Source organism: Terrabacter sp. BE26, assembly GCF_041941675.1.
Classification (GTDB): Bacteria; Actinomycetota; Actinomycetes; order Actinomycetales; family Dermatophilaceae; genus Terrabacter.
In genome coordinates this window covers 2,809,328-2,827,294 of the sequence record NZ_CP090122.1, presented here as the reverse complement: position 1 = coordinate 2,827,294, position 17,967 = coordinate 2,809,328, and the positions used below count along the sequence as shown (strand labels likewise).

Genomic DNA, 17,967 nt, shown 5'->3' with positions numbered 1-17,967 from the left:
GCTCCGAGGAAGGTCCGGGCTCGCCGGCTTCCGCCGGCTGGGCGGGCGCGCCGGCCTCGGTCGGCTCCGTCGCGTCGCCCATCAGGCCTCCGGGTCGAGCAGCAGGACGTCGACGACCTCGCCGGCCACCAGCTCGGTCACGTCCTCGGGGACGACGAACAAGGCGTTGGCCCGCGACAGGTCGGCGACGAAGTGCGAGCCCTGGCCGGCGACCGGCACCGCCACGAGCGTGCCCTCGGCCGACCGCGAGACCACCGCGCGACCGAACTGCCGGCGACCTCCGAACGAGTCGACGCCCGAGATCAGGGTGGCGGGGCGCAACCGGCGCTTCTCCGGGGTGAGCCGCATCAGGCGGCGCAGGGCCGGACGCACGAAGACCTCGAACGAGACGAAGGACGACACCGGGTTGCCGGGCAGGGCGAAGAGCGGCACCTGCCGGCCGCCGGGTCCGGTCAGCAGGCCGTAACCCTGCGGCTTGCCCGGCTGCATGGCAACCTTGACGAAGTCGATCCCCTCGCCGCTCAGCGCTCCCTTGACGACGTCGTAGGCGCCCATCGACACCCCGCCGCTCGTGATCACGACGTCGGCAGAGCCTGCGACCTCGTCGAGCACCGCGATGAGCTCCTCCTCGGAGTCGCCGACGACTCCTCGCACCTCGGCGGAGGCCCCGGCGCTGACTGCGGCAGCCCACAGCATGGAGGAGTTGGAGTCGTGGATCTGGCCGGGGCCCAACGGTTCTCCCGGGGGCACGAGCTCGGTGCCGGTCGAGATGACGACGACGTGCGGGCGGCGGTGCACCTCCACGTCCGAGTGCCCGCAGGCGGCCAGCAGGGCGAGGGTCCGCGCGCCGACGACGCTGCCCGCCGGGACCACGACGGAGCCGGTCATGACGTCCTCGCCCCGTGGCCGGACGTAGCGGCCCGCCCTGACGGCAGTGCGGCACTCCACCTCGCCGGAGGCGGCGCCGTCGGTGTCCTCGACGGCGATGACGGCGTCGGCGCCGTCGGGGATGGGCGCTCCGGTCATGATGCGGGCGGCCTCCCCGGGACCGACCGAGAACGTCGGATCCTGGCCCGCGGCCACCTCGCCGACGATGCGCAGCCGCACCGGCGCGTCGGCGGCGCCGGCGAGCGACTCGGCGCGGACGGCATACCCGTCCATCGAGGAGTTGTCGAAGCGCGGCAGGCTCACCTCGGCGCGCACGTCGCGGGCCACCACGAGGCCGAGCGCCTCGGTCAGCGGCGTCCGCTGGGTGGGCGCCGGCTCGAGCGTCGAGAGGATGGCCCTCAGGTGCTCGTCGACGGTGCGCACCTCGCCGGGCACCGACTCCGGCGGCAGGGCGCCCGGGGGCAGCTCACCGAGCACGGCGTCGTCCTGGACGCGCGTGTAACCGTCGATGAGCACGTCGCCGAGGCAGCGGACGTTGCGCCCGAAGACGGGGTCACCGATGACTCGCAGGCTCGTGCAGTCACGCATCGACGGCACGCCCTTGGGGAAGCGCTTCTCGAATCCGGACACGAAGCGGTAGGCGGAGTCGAGGTCGACGAAGGGCTCGGGGCCCTCGACCGCGGCCACGACGTGGTAGCTCTCGTCGAGGGAGAAGAAGTCGGACCGGATCACGAGCAGGTCGTTCGTCGTCTTCACCGGCCGGAAGCGGGTGCGCGGCACGAGGATCGCCTCGGAGCCCTCGAAGACCTCGATCGCGGTGCCCATCGCCGACTCGATCTGGATGACCTCGGGCGAGCTGGGGTCGGCGGGGTCGACGGTCTTGCGGTTGACGATGATCGGGAGCCCGAGCACGCCCTCCTTCTGCGTCATGCGCTCGCGCAGGACCTCGAGGTCGACCCACACGTTGTTGGCGTTGAAGGTGTTGTGGCGCTTGATGTCGCGGAAGAAGCGCTCCTCCCCCTCGGCCACCATCGCCGTGTCGCGCAGCACGATGCGGCCGTCCGCCTTGCGCACCGCGAGGTGGCCGCCCTTGCGGTCGCTCTTGGTCCGGGTGCACACCTCGGCGACGTAGGGCAGCCCGTGCTCGACCATCCAGGCGGCGACATCGGGGTCGCAGGTGGCCCCGAGGTTGTCGGAGTTGGAGAGGAAGGCGTAGCGGATCCCCTTCTCCAGCAGTGCATCCAGCACACCCGAGGTGACGAGCGAGACGTAGATGTCGCCATGGCCGGGCGGGCACCACTCGAGCTCGGGGTCCTTGGGCCACGTGACCGGCATGAGGTCGTCGGGACACAGCTTCGGCTCCGCGTTCTGGATGAAGTCCAGCGGCAGCCCCTCGACCGGCAGGTCGGGGTACTTCTCGAGGATGGCGAGCGACTCCTCCGAGGTGCGGAAGGAGTTCATGAGCACGAGCGGCAGCTCGACGTCCCAGCGCTTGCGCAGGGCGAGCACCTGCAGGGCGATGATGTCGAGGAAGGTCAGGCCGTCCCGGACCTCGAGCGCGGACTTGGCGCCCGTCATGCCCATGCCGGTGCCGAGGCCGCCGTTGAGCTTGATGACGGCGGTCTTGGACAGGGCTGCGCGCGCCTCCTCGTCGGTGACCCGCACCTCACCGAGGGCCTGGATGTCGCCGAGGGGCTCGATCGAGTCCTCGGGGATCGTGCCGAGCGCTCCCGCCTCCAGCTGCTGGAAGTAGTGCTCGAAGACACGGATCGCCTCGGGACCCAGTCCCCGTTCGCGCATGAGCGCGACGGATGCGCGCAGCCCCTGGTCACTCATGGGCCTCACCTTACGATGGGCGGCGTGCGCATCCCGCAGGTCCGTCGGTTCGGTCCGCGATGAGAGCCGCCTCCAAGCATGACCTGCGTCACGCCGCACGGGCCCGCCGGCGCGCGCTCGCCGCGCGGACGGATGCCGCCGGGCGGGAGGCCGCCGCCCGAGCCATCGCCGAGGCCGTGCTCGGTTTCGTGCCCGACCCCGGCCGAGTGGCCGTCTACGAGTCGCTGCCCGACGAGCCGCCGACAGGCCGCCTCGTCGAGGCCCTGCTCGAGTCGGGCCACGAGGTCATCGTGCCCGTCGTGCTCGACGACTTCTCGCTCGAGTGGAGGTATGCCGTCCGCGGCGCCGCCGCCGACGAGGCCACCGTGCGCCGCCCCGGCCGGGGCGGCCGCACCGCCGGTGCCGACGAGCGACGGGACTGGCTCGGCACCGACGCCCTCGCCACCTGCGAGCTCGTCGTGACGCCCGGCCTGTCCGTGGACACGCACGGCACACGGCTGGGGCAGGGCGGCGGGTGCTACGACCGTGCGCTGCGGCACCGCGACCCGGGCGCCCCGGTGGTCGTCCTGCTCCACGAGGGCGAGCAGAGCACCGCCGACCTGCCGGCGGACCCGCACGACGTGCCGGTCGACGGCTACGTGACGACGACCGGGCGCGTGGTCAGGCTGCGCTGAGGGCGCACCGGACGGCATACGCCCTCGGTTGGTCGGCCTGGCGGACGGGCCCGCGTCAGGGACCGGCTGCGGCCGGGGAGGGCGGCGACAGCGTCAGCTCGTCGTCGCCGGCCTCCCGCACCGCCTTCTCGCTGAAGGCCCACGGGAAGGTCTCGTTGGCGGCCCAGGCGTCGACCTGGTCGGCGTAGTGATCGTTGTAGGCGTGCCCCGACTGCCCGGTGGAGTTGACCCACCGTGACGCGTCGAAGTTGCCCAGGTCGACGATCATCCGCATCGAGGGGCCGGTGGTGACGTCGTAGCCGGGCGCGGAGGCGTTCCAGGAGTTGGCGTTGACGATGGCGTTGCCGCCGCCGAGCTCGATGCCGCCGCGGTTGAACAGGTCCCGGACGACGGCGGGCACGCCGTCGCCACCGAGCACCTGGTGCTTCAGGTCGAGCTGGTGCAGCCGGCCCCAGCGCCACGTGGCCGGCACCTTGCCGAGCTCGCGGGCCAGGTCGAGACGCGCCGCCACGAGGGCGCGCTTGAGGATCTCGCCGGACCCCTCGGTGACGCCGGGCGTCGTCTTGTCGTCCCACCAGTCGTTCTTCGGGTCCTTGAGGAGCTGCTCCATGACCACCATCCACCGGCTCCCGCCGTCGGGGGCGATGTCGGGCGGCAGCTCGTCGAAGGTGTACTCGAGCAGGTGCTTCCACACGGCGTTGTAGTAGGCCGCCGCCGCCGAGTCGCGGGACTTGTCGCTGGGCTGGTTGCCGTCCCAGTCGCGCAGCAGGCGCTGCGCCTGGGCCGTGAAGTCGTCGACCTGCACGGCGAGGAGCCGCTCGACCAGGGCGGGCGCGTAGGTGTTGCGCGTGTCGCCCTGGATCTGCGACATCGTCTCGGGCGACACCTTCGGGGTGGCGGCGAGGAGCGTGCGGATGCGCTGGGCGCGGAAGCCGTAGTCCCACTCGGAGGTGAGGAAGGGCGTCGGGCTGGCCGTGACGGCCTGGTTGGCGGTGACGAGGAAGCCCTCGGGGGGGTCGAAGGTGCTGGGCAGCTGGTCGAACGGGACGTATCCCTTCCAGTCCCACTGCGAGTCCCAGCCGGGCGAGGGCCAGAAGCCGGGGGGCGAGCCCGGTGTGGCCGAGCGCCGGACCGGGATGCGGCCGGGCGCCTGGTAGCCGATGTGGCCGGCCGTGTCGGCGTAGACGAGGTTCTGCGAGGGCACCGAGAAGAGCGCGGCGGCCTTGCGGAACTCGGTCCAGTTCGAGGCCCGGTTGAGCGCGAAGACGGCATCGGCGGTCGAGCCGGGCGCCAGGGCCGTCCAGGCCAGCGACACGGCATACCGGTTGGACTGCGGGGCTCCGCGCACGACGCTGCGGTCCCCCGCCGCGTCGACGGCCGGGAGAACGTCCGAGAGGATCGGCCCGTGCACGGTGGAGCGCACCGTGAGGGGCACGTCGGCCCCACCGGCCACCTTGATGACCTCGCGGCGCGTCTCGAGCGGGAGGTTGCGGCCGTCACGGAGGTACGTCTCCCCCGAGACCTGCTCGAGGTAGAAGTCGGTGACGTCCGGGCCGAGGTTGGTCATGCCCCAGGCGATCGTGCCGTTGTGCCCGATGACCACGCCGGGCAGCCCCGAGAAGGTGAAGCCGGAGACCCGGAAGGGGCATGCCGCACTGACCGTGCGGCACTGGAGGTTGACCTGCTGCCAGATGCCGGGGATCGACAGGCCCAGGTGGGGGTCGTTGGCCAGCAGCGGCTTGCCGGTCGTCGTGTGCGACCCCGACACCACCCAGGAGTTGGATCCGATGCCGTCCCCGCGGCCGAGCGTGGAGGGGACCGCGTCGACCGACGCGAGCGCCGAGTCGATGGCGGCGGTGCCGCTGGAGGAGCGCATCGCCGTCAGGGCCGCGGGCTCGGCGCTGGCCGCCTGGTCGCCGGCGCTCGCTGCGGGCTGCCAGTCCTGGTCGGAGAGGATCGGCTGGTTCCGGTCGACCGGGTAGGGCGGGTAGAGCAGGTTGACCTGCTTGAGCGACCTGGTGGTGCGCGAGAGGCGGGCGCGGGCGAGCTCGTCGGAGTAGTCGCCGCGCAGGTCCCAGGCCATGGCCTTGAGCCACGCGAGGGAGTCGACCGGCGTCCAGGGCTCGACGCGGTAGCCGGGGTTGCGCCGCAGGAGCACGGAGTACTCGAGCGACATCTTCTCAGGCGACTCGGCTCGCTTGATGTACGCGTTGACACCGTCGGCGTAGGCCTGGAGGTACTGCCGCGTCTCGGGAGCCAGCTTGGGCAGCTCCTCCTCCGCGACCCGGCGCCACCCCATGGTGCGGATGACCTTGTCGCTCTCGATCCCGGCGCTGCCCACGAGCTCGGAGAGCCGCCCCGCGGTGACGTGGCGGCGCAGGTCCATCTCGAAGAAGCGGTCCTGGGCGCTGACGTAGCCCTGCGCCTGGAAGAGGTCCTTGGCGTTGTCGGCGTAGATGGTCGGGATGCCGCGGGCGTCGCGACTGACGCCGACGGAGCTCGTGAGGCCCTCCATCGAGAGCTTGCCGCTGGTCTCGGGGAAGGACTGCCGGACCACGCCCACCGCCAGGATCCCGACACCGACCACCGCCATGACGACGAGGACGGCGACGAGCAGGACGATCCGACGGGCGCGCTTCAACCGTGACACGCGACGAGCCTAGGCCCCACGCCGAGGGCGCCGACCGCGCCCCGCGCGGCGGTGCACCAATCGTTGTCGAACCGTGGGCGAAGTGCCGGCACGGCCGGTCTCCGGCCGCGCGCGGGCCTCTCGCGCGTCCTCGCGCGGGCCTCCCGCGGGCGAACCGGTGGCCGCCGGTCTGTGCCGGGATGGTTGGATTGGCGCACACCCGAGGAGCCGCCCTTGATCGCACACCCGGCCATCACGTCGTCGACCATGGACCTCGACGACCTGACGCGTGTGCTCCTGATCGGCTCGCTGGTCCTGCTCGTGGCGGTGGCCGCTGTCCGCCTCTCGGTCCGGTCCGGCCTGCCGTCACTGCTCATCTACCTCGGCATCGGCCTGGCCCTCGGCAACGCCGGCGCCGGCATCCAGTTCGATGACGCCTCGGTCACCCGGGTGCTCGGCTACGCCGCGCTCGTGCTCATCCTCGCCGAGGGCGGCCTGACGACCTCGTGGACCAACATCAAGAGCTCCGTCGCCCCGGCGGCGGTGCTCTCGACGCTGGGTGTGGTCGTCTCGGTGCTCGTCGTCGCCGTCGCGGCACACGCGTTCCTGCGGTTGTCGTGGACGACCTCGCTGCTCATCGGGGCGATCGTCTCGTCGACCGACGCCGCAGCCGTCTTCGCGGTGCTGCGCAACGTCGCGCTCCCCCGCCGCATCTCCGGCATTCTCGAGGCCGAGTCCGGGTTCAACGACGCCCCCGTCGTCATCCTCGTCGTGGCGTTCGCCGCGCAGGGCCTGCCGGGCGGCACCGCGCAGCCGTGGTGGGTCCTGCTCCTCGAGGCCGCCGTCGAGCTCGCCGGCGGCGCGCTCGTCGGGGTGGCCGTGGGCTGGCTGGGCGGGCAGCTGCTGCGCCGCGTCGCCGGGACGTCGTCGGCGCTGTTCTCCATCGGAGTCGTGGCACTCACCGTGCTCGCGTATGCCGTGGGCGCGGCCGTGCACGTCTCCGGCTTCCTCGCGACGTACCTCGCGGCGCTCGTGCTCGGCAACATGGGCCTGCCCAACCGGGTCGCGTTCCAGAGCTTCGCCAACGCGCTCGGCTGGATCGCCCAGATCGGCCTCTTCGTGCTGCTCGGCCTGCTCGCCGACCCGCGACGACTCGACGAGATGTTCGGCAAGGCGCTCGTCATCGGGCTGGTCCTGCTCCTGGTGGCGCGACCCCTGTCGGTCGTGGCGTCGGTGTCGTGGTTCGGCGTGCCCTGGCGTGAGCAGGCGTTCCTGTCGTGGGCGGGGCTGCGCGGGGCGGTGCCGGTCGTGCTCGCGACCGTGCCCCTCGTGGTCGGCACCCCGAACACGGAGTGGATCTTCGACCTCGTCTTCGTGCTCGTGGTGGTCTTCACCATCGTCCAGGCGCCGACGCTGCCGTGGGTGGCCAAACGGCTCGGGCTCACGGAGCAGGTCCACAGCGTCGACGTCGACCTCGAGTCGACCTCGCTCATGGAGATCAGCGCCGACGTCATCCAGGTGACGGTCGGGGCCGAGTCGCGCCTGCACGGCGTGGCGGTCTTCGAGCTCCGCCTGCCCAAGGGCGCCAACGTGACCCTGGTCGTGCGCGGTGGCGAGGGCTTCGTGCCCGAGCCGCACGCGACGATCAAGCACGGCGACCGTCTCCTCGTCGTCGCGACCTCCAAGGTGAGGCGGCGCACCGAGCGGCGCATCCGCGAGATCAGCCGCGGCGGGCGCCTCGCGGGCTGGTCGTAGACTGACCATCTGCCCTCTTCCCCTTCGACGCCTCGAGGTCCTTCCGGTGCCCACCTACTCCTACGCGTGCCAGAACTGCGGTCACACCTTCGACATCCGCCAGTCGTTCACCGACGACGCCCTGACGGTGTGCCCGAACTGCGGCGAGCCGCGGCTGCGCAAGGTGATCCACCCTGTGGGCATCGCGTTCAAGGGCTCGGGCTTCTACAAGACCGACTCGCGCTCCTCGGGCAAGAACGGCCCCAAGCCGGCCGCCGACTCGTCGTCCTCCCCTTCCTCCGGCGACGGCGGCGCGAAGAAGGACGCCGGGTCGTCGTCCTCGGACTCCTCCGGCTCGTCGTCGTCCTCGGACTCCTCCGGCTCGTCGACGTCCACCTCCTCCGGCTCGTCCACAGCCCCCTGAGCCCCGGGGACGTTGTCCCCACCCGAGGACGTATGCCGTGAGCCCCGGCGGGCGTCCGCCCTAGGCTCGCCCCATGACCACTGCGCAGACGACCACGTCCGCCTCCGCCGGTGCCGACGAGCGGGCCAGCGGCCCCGTCGCGGAGATCGGCGTCATCGGCGGGTCCGGCCTCTACGAGTTCCTCGACGACTACGAGACGGTCGAGGTCGACACGCCCTTCGGTCCCCCGAGCGACCCGCTCGTGGTCGGTGAGGTGGAAGGACGCGGCGTCGCCTTCGTCGCCCGACACGGCAAGGGACACCGCTTCGCCCCGCACCGGGTCAACTACCGCGCCAACCTCTGGGCGCTGCGGGCCGTCGGCGCGCGCCAGGTCCTGTCGCCCTGTGCCGTGGGATCGCTCAGGCCCGAGCACGGTCCGGGCACGATCGTCGTGCCCGACCAGGTCGTGGACCGGACGTGGGGGCGGGCGCACACGATCTACGAGGCCGAGGGCCCGGTGGTCCACGTCGGGTTCGCCGACCCGTACTGCCCCAACGGCCGTTCGGTCGCGATCGACGCCGCGCGCCTGTCCCCGCTGCCGGTCGTCCCGGACGGCACCCTCGTGGTCGTCAACGGGCCCCGTTTCTCCTCACGCGCCGAGTCGGTCATGCACCAGCGGGCCGGCTTCGACATCGTCGGCATGACGGCCATGCCCGAGGCCGCGCTCGCCCGCGAGCTGGCGATGTGCTTCACGACGATCGCGATGGTGACCGACCACGACGCCGGCGTCGAGGGCGGCGAGGCCGTCAGCCACGAGGAAGTGCTGCGGGTCTTCGCCACCAACGTCGAGCACCTCGGCGCGATCCTGCGTGACGCCATCGGTCAGATGCCCGCGCACGAGCCCGACGAGACGGCCACCTGTCCGTGCCGACGCAGCCTCGACGGCATCGAGCTGCCCTTCCCCCTCCCCTGATGGCCGCCTCCGGGGGGCCGGGTCGTTGGCGCCCGGCCCGGCGCCACTCGCCAGCCTGGCCCGACGGTCCGCGTCGTCGCCACGCCCGGCGCAGCCGGTGGCGGCGATGGGCCTCCGCCGGGCTCGCCGCCCTGGCGGTCCTGGTCACGGTCGGAGCCCTGCGGCCCACGCCGGCCGGTGGCGCCGGGGTGCCCACGGTCGTGATGGCCCGCGACGTCGCAGCCGGTGAGCCCATCGCCGCCGACGACGTCATCCTGACCGCACGGCCGCGTGGCCAGCGGCCGCTCGCGGCGCTGTCCTCGCCGGAGACCGTGGTCGGCCGCGTCGCCGGTGCCTCGCTAGCGGCGAACGAGGTGGTCACCCCCGGCCGGCTCGTCGGCGACGACCTTCTGACCGGCCAGCCCGGCGACCGGGTCGCCGTCAGCGTCCCCGTCCTCGACGCCGCCTCCGTCGGCGTGCGGCCGGGCAACCACATCGACCTCTACGCCACCGGCACCGGGATGCGCGCAGCGAGCGATGTCGTCGTGCTCGCCGTGCGCGACGCGCAGGATGCGCAGGGCCTGGGCTCCGGAGCCCCGGCCCGCGTCACCCTGGCCCTCGACCCGGGCCAGGCCACCGAGGTGGCGAAGGCGCTGAGCGCGCTCCAGGCGGGCCAGAGCCTCGTCGTCGCGGTCCGGCACCGAGCAGGAGCCGGGTCCCAGCAGTAGTCTCGGACGCGCCGGCGCTGCTCGTCACGGCAGCCGAGCGGACAACGCGAGCCGGCCCGGCGGCCCTTCCGGCACCCACCTGCACGACCCCGAGGCGGTCGACAACCTCCGCCCTCCACCGAAGCATCGACTGCCCCTTCCGGGGATGCGAAAGGACGCTCATGCTCAAGGGTTTCAAGGACTTCCTCATGCGGGGCAACGTCGTCGACCTCGCCGTCGCCATCGTCATCGGCACCGCGTTCACGAGCGTCATCAACGCGTTCGTCAAGGTCATCATGGACCTCATCGGCAAGCTCGGCGGCAAGCCCAACTTCTCGTCGTACACGCCGGGCGGCGTCGCCATCGGCGCCTTCATCACGGCGCTGATCAGCTTCCTGATCGTGGCGGCCGCCGTCTACTTCATGGTGGTCGTCCCGATGAACACGATCGCCGCACGCCGCAAGAAGGGCGTCGAGCCGGAGCCCGCGGCTCCCTCGGAGGAGATCGTCCTCCTGACCGAGATCCGCGACGCCCTCCGCGTGCGCTGACCTGCCGGAACCCGCCAGACGCAGGACAGTGCCCGCTCGCCTGTTGGCTGGGACCGGCAGGACACCGCGACCCGACGGGGCAGCAGAGTGCCCACTCGACTCTTGAGTCGTGTAGGCACTCTCGTGTGGTGGGGACGCGGTCCCGGGACCTAGGCGCTGTCGCCGTGCGCCGCGCCGCCGTAGGCCTGGGGCCGGTCGTAGTCGCCCAGCACCTCGGCCAGCGCGAGCGGACGCGCGGCCTCGGCGTGCCGGCCGGCACGCTGCAGCGTGCGGCCCAGCAGCAGGTGGGCGTACGCATCGGTCGGGGCGTCCTCGATGACGCGGAGCAGCGTGGCCTCCGCACGACCGAGCTGGGCCGACTGGAAATAGGCACGGGCCAGCAGCAGGCGCAGCTCCGTCACGGAGTGCAGCACGGCCTCGTCACCGGGAACGGCACCGCTCGAGGCAGGGTCGGCCGGGCGAGCGCGAGCCGACTCCGCTTCCTCGACGAGCTCGGCCAGGGCCGTTGCGGCGCCCTGGTGGTCACCGCGCTCGACGAGACCCCGGGCCCAGGACAGGCGCAGCGGGAACGGTGTCATCGTGTTCATGCGCCCCACAACACCGTCGCAGACTGCCGCATTCCGCGGCGGGACGTGGCCCCCTCACTCGTAGTGCGGCGGTCGCTGCTCCTCGAGCCACCGGTCGCCGACTCCTGAGCCCGCGGCCCGCTCACCCCAGCCGAGGTCGAGCTCGTCGCTGCTGCGGGCGAGCGAGGCGGCCGGTTCCCCCGAGCCCACGTCGTCGACGTCCTCGGCGGCGCCGGTGCCCTTCCGGAACACCCGTCGGCGCTTGCGCCTGGGGGCCGGTGACGGGTGCGCCGCAGGGGCGCCGGACCCGGAGTCGCCGTTCGGGCTCTCCGCGGCCGTCGGCTCCGCGGGGCGATCGCCGTTCGAGCCCTCGGCTGCTGCGGCGCCACCGTCGGCCAGGTCCCCCGACTGCTCGCCTGAACCGTCGCCCGAGCCGCTGCCCGACCCGGTGCCGAACTCGTTGCCCGAGCCGGTGCCGGACCCGTTGGCCGACTGGGTGGCCGACGGGTGCAGGGCGGCCGCCGGAGGCGACGAGGTGCGCGCCAACGTGACGATGCGGGCGATCTCGCGAGCCGGGTCACGGAACACGTCGGTGCTCCAGACCCGCTCGTGCACCCACCCCAGTCGCTCCAGCTGCTCGGGCCGCAGTCGGTCACGGTCGCGGGTGCTGCGCAGCGCGGCATACCGTTCGCCGTCGGTCTCCACGGCGATCAGCGCGCGGCCGCGGTGGTAGGGGTCCTCGACCGCGATGTCGACGCGGTGGTCGGCGGTGCCGTAGTCCTCGTGCACCGTGAGCCCCTGGCGGCGCAGGCGCTCGGCGAGGTCGTGGCGCAAGGGGTCGTGCGTCAGCGTGGCGGCGGCGAAGAGCGTGTCCTCGTCCCCGGCGTTGCCGCGGCTCTCGGCGTAGGCCAGGAAGTCGCGCAGCATGACGGCTCCGCGGGCCTTGAGCCGGTTCGGGTCGAGGTCCACCGCACGCAGCGCGGACACCACGGTCATCCGGCTGCGGGCCCGGGTGATGGCGACGTTGAGCCGACGCTCGCCGCCCTCGATGTTGAGCGGTCCGAAGCGGTGCAGGACGCGCCCGTGCGGGGTCTTGCCGTAGCCGATCGAGAGGATGATCGCGTCGCGCTCGTCGCCCTGGACGCGCTCGAGGTTCTTGACGAAGAAGCGCTCATCGCGCGAGTCGTCGAAGAAGGCGGCCACGTCCGGGTTGGTGCGCAGCGCCTCGGTGATCGCGTCGTCGAGGCGGTCGGCGTGCCGGATGCCGAGCGCGATGACGCCGAGCGACTCCGCCGGCCGGGTCCGGGCGTGCTCGAGGACGAGCTCGACGACGCGGGCGACCTCGCCGTCGGTCGTCTCGATGGTGTCGACGCCCGGCTGCACCTCCGCCACACCCGCGACCGGCTCGAACCGCACGGCCGACTCGATGGACGTGCCGGGGAACGTCGTCAGCCTTCCGTCGTACATCGCCTCGTTGGCGAACGCGATGAGGCGCTCGTCGCGGCTGCGGTAGTGCCAGCTGAGGTTGCGGGTGGGCAGCGCGGCTGCGAGCACGTCGAGGACGGACTCGAAGCCCTCCGTCAAGGCCTCGTCCTCGGAGCCGGGGGCGTCTGCCTCGTCGTCGGACACGACGGTGAAGAAGTTGGTCGGCGGCAGCTGCCGCTCGTCGCCGGCCACGACGACCTGGCGTGCGCGGGAGATGGCCGAGATGGCCTGTGCGGGCTGCACCTGTGAGGCCTCGTCGAAGATGACGACGTCGAACCAGCGGCCCGGGGGCAGCGTGGAGGCGACGACGAGCGGGCTCATCGCCCAGCACGGCTTGATCGCCGTGAGGGTGGAGCCCGCCTGGGGCATGAGGTCGCGCAGTGACCGATGGCGCCGGGCCTTGCCGGCCTCGGCCCGCACGAGCGCCTCGTGGGCCGGGTTGTCGGCGAGCACCTCGCGCACGTGGCGTGCGACGGCACCGCGCACGCGTTCGACCGTGGCGCCCTGGTGGGCGCGGTCGGCCTCGGCGAACTCCGCGACGTCACGGCGCAGCCCCGCGCCGTCGTGCGCTCCGTATGCCGGGTCACGCACCGTGATCTCCTGGGCGAGCGAGGCCCACCACACGTGCTCGACCTCGGCCGTGACCTGCTCGGTCGGCACGCCACGCCGGGCGAGGTCGTCGACGACGGCGCCGAGGCCGGCCGCACGGACCTCATCGAGGGCCGCCGTGACCTGCGGCAGCACCGCGATCCGGTCGGGGCGACGCGCGAGGTCGGCGAGCCGGTCACGCAGGTCTCGCAGCGGCAGCGACGTGAGCGTCTGCCCGTCGGGGCCGACCGCCAGCCGCTCGTCGAGCCACTCGAGGTCCGCCGTCAGCCCGGCGAGCAGGGCCAGGCCCTCGTCGAGGCGCGGGGAGATCTCCGGACGGCCCCCGCCCCCGACGAGCTGGAACCAGTGCTCCCGCTGCTCGTTCGCGGACACGAGCTCCTCGTGGAGGTTCGCCGGCGGGCGCCCGGGCCGCAGCAGGCGCTTGGTCTGCTGGCGGATCTTCCAACGAGCCAGCCAGCCCATCTCGACGTCGCGCGCATCTCGCCAGTCGCGGGTGGCCGTCGCGGCGATGTGCTCCTTGAGCGGGATGTCGAACACCTCGGGACGGAACACCTCGAGCGTCTCGCGGACGCTCAGCATCGTCTCGAAGGCGGACTTCCAGTCCTCGAGCGAGTTCGCCTCAGGCACGTGCGACTCGGACAGGATTCGGTTGAGCCGGCGTGCGGCGTCGTCGAGTCCGTTGGTGCTGTGGCGGGTCGTGATGTCGAGGGCCTTGGACGCCTCGTCGGCGGTGAGGATGCGCGCACCGAACCACGGGTCGTCGCCCTCGCGGGTCCAGGCGCCCAGGCCCGCCGCGTCGCGCAGCCGCCTGCCGAGCTCGACGGCCCGCACGCGGCTGAGGCCCGCGAGGTCGCGGCTGCCGAGGCGTACGTGGGAGGTGGGGCACGGCGTACGGGTGCCCAGCTCGACGAGCGCCTCCTGGGCCTCGTGCGCGGAGACGCCCCACGGCTCGCGGACCTCGTGCAGGGCGCGCAGGTGGTTCTGCAGCCGGCCGCGCCGCTCGCGCAGAGTCGAGGTGGTGCGGTCGAGGTCGGCAGCGTCGTTCTCGACGGCCGCCTCGAGGCTTCTGGCGAACTGCTGCGCGGTGGCGCGCCGGTTCGTCGGGCCGTCGTACGCGTCGAGCACGAGGTCGCCGAGGCCGAGCCGGTCGAGCCGGCTGAGGACGGCGTCGATGGCCGCGCGCTTCTCGGCGACGAAGAGGGCCGACTTGCCCTCGGCGGCGAGGGCGGCGATGAGGTTGACGATCGTCTGGGACTTGCCGGTGCCGGGAGGGCCCTTGATGACGAGGTGGGCGCCCGCGCGTACGGCGTCGATCGCCGCGTGCTGGGAGGCGTCGGCGTCGAGGACGAGGTACTCGTGCTCGGGGTCCGGGTCGGGCTCGCTGTCCGGCAGCCGCAGGCGCACCGCGGCGAGTGCCGACTCGTCGCCGGCGAGCGCCGCGACGACGTCGTGGTCCGCGAGGGTGTCTCCCTGCAGGGCGAGGTCGGCGACCATCGGCAGCTTGGCGTAGGAGAAGGTGCCGAGCACCAGACGAGGGGTGATCTCGAACTCGGGCACGTGCTCGCACGCGTGGCCGAGGGCGGCATACACGGGGTAGGGGTCGAAGCCGTTGCCCGCGGTGGCGAGGTCGGCCAGCGCGTCCGCGTCGACCTCGATGCCCTGCTCGGAGCGGAGGTACTCGCGCAGCACCGGGTTGAGCTCGACGTCCGGGCCGAGGTCTATCTCGAAGTCCTCCTGCGCGGCGCCGGTCGGGCGCAGCACACACGAGCGGAGCAGGACCGGCGCAGCCGGCGGTCGGGCGGCGCGGGGCACGGACCACGTCGCCATGCCGATGGCGATGAACCCGGCTGCGATGCCGCGCTCCTCGCGCAGCTCGAGCGCCTTGGACCGGATGGCGCGCGCGCGACGGCGGGCCTCCGTGAAGGCGGCCGGCTCGCGGACCAGGTCGGACAGACGGGTGCGGCGGCCTGCGAGCAGCATGGAGACGCCGCCGGGGTGGGCGGTGGTCAGGTCGAGCGTCCCGGAAGGCAGGTCGCGGTACCACAGCAGGGTGTTGCGGCCACCGAGATCGACGAGGGTGCGCTGCCAGGTGCGGACGGCGGCCGCGACGCGGTCGGCTCGCGGGTCGCCCGAGGGCGACTCCGCCACGGTGGCAGGGTCGGTCCTGGCGGGGTCGGTCATCCCAGCAGGCTAACGAACGAAGGGCTGCCGCCCTGTCAGCGACAGACCAGCAAGCACGATTCGCCGGGGCTTTCGGCCCTGTCGCCACCGGCCCTTGCCTCCGGAGGGGTGGCCGAGGTGATCCGCCGGCCTCTCAGCTCTCCGAGGCGAAGGCGTCCACGAGCGCTCGAGCGAGCACGAAGACGGCCACACCGGCGCGGGCCGCTGCGGTCCGCAGCCGCTCCTCCGCCGCATCCGGGTCGAGGCCCCGTGCGCTCACCAGCAGGCCGATCGCCTGGTCGACGTGGGCCTGGGCCCTGAGCCGCGCGGGGCTCTGGACCGCCTCGAGCCGCGTCTCGAACGACAGGTCCGCGTTGGCGACCGCCCCGGGCGCCCACGCACCGAAGAGGTTCGCGAGCTCCGCCACGTGGCCGTCGAACGTGTCCGACGTGGCGCCGTAGAGGTTCACGCCACCGGTGACCACCCCGCCGTGGCGGATGGGCAACGACAGGGTGCTCTCGATGCCGGCCGCGGCGGTGGCCTGGGCGAACAGCCGCCACCGGTCCTCGTCCAGCAGGGCGTTGACGTCGGTCTGCACGACCTCCGCCGTCCGCACCGCCTCCTCACAGGGCCCGTCGTCGACGTACTGGACGGCGTCGAGCGCGGCCACCTCCAGGTCGCTCGCCACGTAGGTCAGCATCAGGCCCTGGGACAGCATGCCCAGGCTCACACCGAGCAGGCTGGGGACTTGCTCCTTGGCGCGCCCCACCAGCCGTGCCAGGTCCTCGCGCAGCTCGAGGTCGCCGTAACGCTCCAGCTCCTCGAGTGCCTCGTGTGTCTCCGGGATCGGCTCCATGTCCAAGCGCTTACCCATCCCGTACGCCGCAGGCGACATGTTGTACGAACGCGACAGCCGCCCCGCGGCCCACGAGGGACGCAGGTGCCTCGACGCTGGATCCGTACAAATCCGCCAAACCAGACGGGTGATCCCTTGAACAAACCCCCACGACGGGTGTCGGATCAGGACAGGCCCGTTCGTTGCAGGGGTGAGCGGCAGTCGAGTGACGCCGCGCCGAGCGAGGGAGATGATGCAGATGCAGTACCTGCTGTCCGTGATCGACGACGGCGCCGGCTCGGCGACCCAGACAGAGCAGGCCGACACCGATGCCTTCAACGACAGGCTGAGGGCCCAGGGCCAGTGGGTCTTCGCCGGCGGCCTCGGATCGCCCGACCCTGCAACGGTGGTCGACAACCGGGGCACCGAGGCGGTGATCACCGACGGGCCCTTCATCGAGGCCAAGGAATGGCTCGCCGGCTTCTGGATCATCGAGGCGCCCGACCTCGACGTGGCGCTCCGGCTCGCCGCCGAGGGGTCGAAGGCGTGCCACCGCAAGGTCGAGGTCCGGCCGTTCCTCTGAGTGCGCGTAAGTACCGCGAGTACGAGTGAGTAGGTGACCGACGAGAGTGGACGAGAGGCAGGGGGCGCCGTGAGCCGGCCCGGGACTGACGAGGCGATCAGCCGCGCCCACCGCGAGGAGTGGGCGCGGGTCGTCGCGTCCCTGGCCCGGCGGTTCGGCGACCTCGACATCGCGGAGGAGTCCGCGGCCGAGGCGTTCGCGACGGCCGTCGAGCGGTGGCCGGCGGACGGCATACCCCCCAATCCCGGGGCGTGGCTGACGACCACCGCCAACCGCAAGGCCATCGACCGCCTACGACGGGAGAGCAAGCGCGACGACAAGCACAAGGAGGCGCACGCGATGTATGCCGCCGAGGCACCCCAGCCGGTCGGGGCGGTCGACGACGACCGGCTCCGGCTGATCTTCACCTGCTGCCATCCGGCGCTCGCGATGGAGACGCGCGTGGCGCTGACGCTGCGCCTCGTGGGCGGCCTGACGGTGCCCGAGATCGCCCGGGCGTTCCTGGTGCAGGAGTCGACGATGGGCCAGCGGATCACGCGAGCCAAGGCGAAGATCCGTGCGGCGCGCATCCCCTACCGAGTGCCGCCTGCGGCGGACCTCCCGGTACGCGTGTCGGGCGTGCTCACCGTCCTCTTCCTCGTGTTCAACGAGGGCTACCTCGCGTCCGGTCCCGACAGCGACCCCCTGCGACCGGACCTGACCGCCGAGGCGATCCGGCTGGCTCGCCTGACGCGAGCCCTGCTGCCCGACGACGGCGAGGTGGCCGGGCTTCTGGCCCTGATGCTGCTCACGGAGGCACGCCGCGGCGCCAGGGTCTCACCCGGCGGCGAGCTGGTGACCCTGGAGGAGCAGGACCGAAGCGCCTGGGACACAGCGCTCATCGCCGAGGGGCACGGCATCGTCCGCGAGCGGCTGGCCTCGGGCGTCGCCCCGGGGCGGTTCCAGGTCCTCGCGGCCATCAACGCGGTGCACACCTCTGCCCCGGAGGCCGGCCAGACCGACTGGTCCCAGGTCGTGGCGCTCTACGACCGGCTCGTCCGCCTCGACCCCTCCCCGGTCGTCGCCCTCAACCGGGCGGTGGCGGTCGCCGAGCTCGACGGTCCGGAGGTCGGGCTGGCGCTCGTGGGCCGCCTGCAGGACGCGCTGGCCGGCTACCACGCCCTCCATGCCACGCGCGCCGACCTCCTGCGCAGGCTCGGTCGCACCGACGAGGCGCGGGCGGCGTACGACAGGGCGATCGAGCTGGCCGGGAACCGAGCGGAGGTCACCTACCTCACCCGCCGGCGTGACGAGCTGGGCGGGCGCCCCGGGGCTGAACCTCGCTGATCGGCGGGTGGGCGTGCGGGCCCGTGGCTACG

13 protein-coding genes are annotated in these 17,967 nt (G+C 72.8%); 8 read left to right on the top strand and 5 right to left on the bottom strand.

All coding sequences use genetic code 11. The annotated features are described in order from the left end of the window. Positions 1 to 81 precede the first annotated feature (81 nt). Entirely contained in the window at positions 82 to 2,724 is a 2,643-nt protein-coding gene (glp, locus tag LQK93_RS13055) for a gephyrin-like molybdotransferase Glp (RefSeq protein ID WP_374968212.1), read from the bottom strand. Between the two features lie 59 nt (positions 2,725 to 2,783). Between glp and LQK93_RS13050 the strand changes: the two genes are divergently transcribed. Beyond that, the gene (locus LQK93_RS13050; protein ID WP_374968211.1) at positions 2,784 to 3,398 is read left to right on the top strand and encodes a 5-formyltetrahydrofolate cyclo-ligase; all 615 of its coding nucleotides are present in this window, start codon (positions 2,784 to 2,786) and stop codon (positions 3,396 to 3,398) included. A 55-nt stretch (positions 3,399 to 3,453) separates the two neighbouring features. On the opposite strand, the gene LQK93_RS13045 is transcribed toward LQK93_RS13050, so the two are convergent. Further along, complete coding sequence (locus LQK93_RS13045; protein ID WP_374971505.1) at positions 3,454 to 5,991, bottom strand: penicillin acylase family protein; 2,538 nt, start codon at positions 5,989 to 5,991, stop codon at positions 3,454 to 3,456. Between the two features lie 303 nt (positions 5,992 to 6,294). On the opposite strand from LQK93_RS13045, the gene LQK93_RS13040 reads away from it, so the two are divergent. The 5 genes from LQK93_RS13040 to mscL all read left to right on the top strand — a co-directional run bounded on the left by LQK93_RS13040 (position 6,295) and on the right by mscL (position 10,371). Then, the gene (locus LQK93_RS13040) at positions 6,295 to 7,782 is read left to right on the top strand and encodes a potassium/proton antiporter (RefSeq protein ID WP_374971504.1); all 1,488 of its coding nucleotides are present in this window, start codon (positions 6,295 to 6,297) and stop codon (positions 7,780 to 7,782) included. A gap of 46 nt (positions 7,783 to 7,828) precedes the next feature. Continuing rightward, positions 7,829 to 8,185 carry an FmdB family zinc ribbon protein gene (locus LQK93_RS13035; RefSeq protein ID WP_374968209.1) on the top strand — a complete coding sequence of 119 codons (357 nt, stop codon included), beginning with the start codon at positions 7,829 to 7,831 and terminating at the stop codon, positions 8,183 to 8,185. Positions 8,186 to 8,258: 73 nt separating this feature from the next. After that, positions 8,259 to 9,137 (top strand): S-methyl-5'-thioadenosine phosphorylase, encoded by an 879-nt coding sequence (locus LQK93_RS13030; RefSeq protein WP_374968208.1) that lies wholly within the window; start codon positions 8,259 to 8,261, stop codon positions 9,135 to 9,137. Next, positions 9,137 to 9,844, top strand: coding sequence for an SAF domain-containing protein (locus LQK93_RS13025; RefSeq protein WP_374968207.1), 708 nt, complete (start codon positions 9,137 to 9,139; stop codon positions 9,842 to 9,844). The genes LQK93_RS13030 and LQK93_RS13025 overlap by 1 nt, the downstream gene beginning before the upstream one ends. A gap of 161 nt (positions 9,845 to 10,005) precedes the next feature. Then, complete coding sequence (mscL, locus tag LQK93_RS13020; protein WP_374968206.1) at positions 10,006 to 10,371, top strand: large conductance mechanosensitive channel protein MscL; 366 nt, start codon at positions 10,006 to 10,008, stop codon at positions 10,369 to 10,371. Between the two features lie 149 nt (positions 10,372 to 10,520). Here mscL and LQK93_RS13015 read toward each other — a convergent pair whose 3' ends face one another. The 3 genes from LQK93_RS13015 to LQK93_RS13005 form a co-directional block, all read right to left on the bottom strand. Continuing rightward, entirely contained in the window at positions 10,521 to 10,958 is a 438-nt protein-coding gene (locus LQK93_RS13015) for a tetratricopeptide repeat protein (RefSeq protein ID WP_374968205.1), read from the bottom strand. Between the two features lie 54 nt (positions 10,959 to 11,012). Then, the gene (locus LQK93_RS13010) at positions 11,013 to 15,212 is read right to left on the bottom strand and encodes an AAA domain-containing protein (protein WP_374968204.1); all 4,200 of its coding nucleotides are present in this window, start codon (positions 15,210 to 15,212) and stop codon (positions 11,013 to 11,015) included. 133 nt (positions 15,213 to 15,345) lie between these two features. Then, complete coding sequence (locus tag LQK93_RS13005) at positions 15,346 to 16,047, bottom strand: GAF and ANTAR domain-containing protein (RefSeq protein WP_374968203.1); 702 nt, start codon at positions 16,045 to 16,047, stop codon at positions 15,346 to 15,348. Between the two features lie 238 nt (positions 16,048 to 16,285). Between LQK93_RS13005 and LQK93_RS13000 the strand changes: the two genes are divergently transcribed. Both LQK93_RS13000 and LQK93_RS12995 read left to right on the top strand, forming a co-directional pair. After that, positions 16,286 to 16,609, top strand: a complete 324-nt coding sequence (locus LQK93_RS13000; RefSeq protein ID WP_374968202.1) for a YciI family protein — start codon at positions 16,286 to 16,288, stop codon at positions 16,607 to 16,609. A gap of 33 nt (positions 16,610 to 16,642) precedes the next feature. Next, positions 16,643 to 17,935, top strand: coding sequence for an RNA polymerase sigma factor (locus LQK93_RS12995; protein ID WP_374968201.1), 1,293 nt, complete (start codon positions 16,643 to 16,645; stop codon positions 17,933 to 17,935). The last annotated feature ends 32 nt before the right edge of the window (positions 17,936 to 17,967 follow it).